A 1644-nucleotide genomic window follows, 5' to 3' on the forward strand; every position below is an offset into this window, starting at 1 on the left:
GTCGACGTCGGCGGCCGAATCGGACTCGGCCGAACCCGCCGGAACCGAATCCGAGCCGAGCGACCCCGAACCGGCCGACCTCGGGGACGCCGGCGTCGCCTCGACCGACGCGCCGAGCGAGACCGCCGCCGGCGACGAGACCGTCCCCTACCGGGGCGTCAGGCGGACCATCGGCAAGCAGATGGAGCGGTCGAAGTTCACCGCGCCGCACGTCACCCACCACGACACCGCCGAGGTCGACTCCCTCGTCGACGCGCGCGAGGAGCTGAAGCCGACGGCGGCCGCGGAGGACGTGAAGCTCACCTACATGCCGTTCGTGATGAAGGCCATCGTCGCCGGCCTGAAACGGCACCCGTACCTCAACAGCGAGCTCCGCGAGGACGACGAGGAGATCGTCTTGAAAGGCGACTACAACCTCGGCATCGCGGTCGCGACCGACGCCGGACTGATGGTCCCGGTCGTCGAGAACGTCGACGAGAAGGGGCTCTTCGAGCTTGCCGAGGAGGTCAACGACCTGGCCGCCCGCGCCCGCGAGCGGAAGCTCAAACCCGCGGAGATGAAGGGCGGCACGTTCACGATCACCAACTTCGGTGCCATCGGGGGCGAGTACGCCACCCCGATCATCAACTACCCCGAGACCGCAATCTTAGGGCTGGGAGCCATCGAGGAGCGCCCCGTTGTGCGCGAGGGCGAGGTCGTCCCCGCGCCGACGCTCCCGCTGTCGCTTTCGATCGACCACCGGGTCGTCGACGGCGCGATCGCGGCCGAGTTCGCGAACACCGTCATGGAACACTTAGAAAACCCGCTGCTGCTACTCAACGAATAATGGTCGTCGGAGATGTCACCACGGGAACGGAGGTACTGGTCATCGGCGCGGGACCGGGCGGCTACGTCGCCGCCATCCGCGCCGCACAGGAGGGACTCAACACGACCTTGGTCGAGAAGGACGCCTACGGGGGCGCGTGTCTCAACCGCGGCTGTATCCCCTCGAAGGCGCTCATCACGGGCAGCGGGCTCGCCCACGAGGCGGGCAACGCGGAGTTCATGGGCGTCCATGCGGACCCCGCCGTCGACATGGGGAAGATGATCGAGTGGAAAGACGGCGTCGTCGACCGCCTGACGAGCGGCGTCGAGAAGCTGTGTAAGGCGAACGGCGTGAACCTGATCGAGGGGGAGGCGTCGTTCGTCGACGAGGACACCGTCAGGGTTGCGCACGGCGGCGACGGACAGGGCTCCGAGACGCTCTCGTTCGAGCACGCGATAATCGCCACCGGCTCGCGGCCGATCCAGATCCCCGGCTTCGACTTTTCCGAGCCCCACGTCTGGAGTTCGGAGGAGGCGCTCGACGCCGAGGTCGTCCCGGACCGGCTCGGGATCGTCGGCGGCGGCTACATCGGTATGGAGCTGGCGACGACGTACGCCAAGCTCGGTGCCGACGTGACGGTGATCGAGATGCTCGACGACATCCTCGATCCCTACGAGGACGACGTGAAGCGGATCGTCCGCAAACGCGCCGAGGAGCTGGGCGTCGAGTTCCACTTCGGCGAGGGTGCGAGCGAGTGGTCGGAGGCACCCGACGGCGGGTACCTCCTTCACACGGAGACCGAGGATGGCGAGGAGTCGTCGTACTCGGTCGACAACGAT

The 1644-nt window shown here is 67.5% G+C and carries 2 pseudogenes (both only partly in view); both read left to right on the forward strand.

The annotated features are described in order from the left end of the window. Positions 1 to 826: pseudogene (locus tag BN903_RS07615) on the forward strand (dihydrolipoamide acetyltransferase family protein) (it extends 379 nt beyond the left edge of the window). Then, a pseudogene (gene lpdA / locus BN903_RS07620) lies at positions 826 to 1644 on the forward strand (dihydrolipoyl dehydrogenase) (it continues 591 nt past the right edge of the window). The pseudogenes BN903_RS07615 and lpdA overlap by 1 nt, the downstream one beginning before the upstream one ends.

This window comes from Halorubrum sp. AJ67, assembly GCF_000513435.1.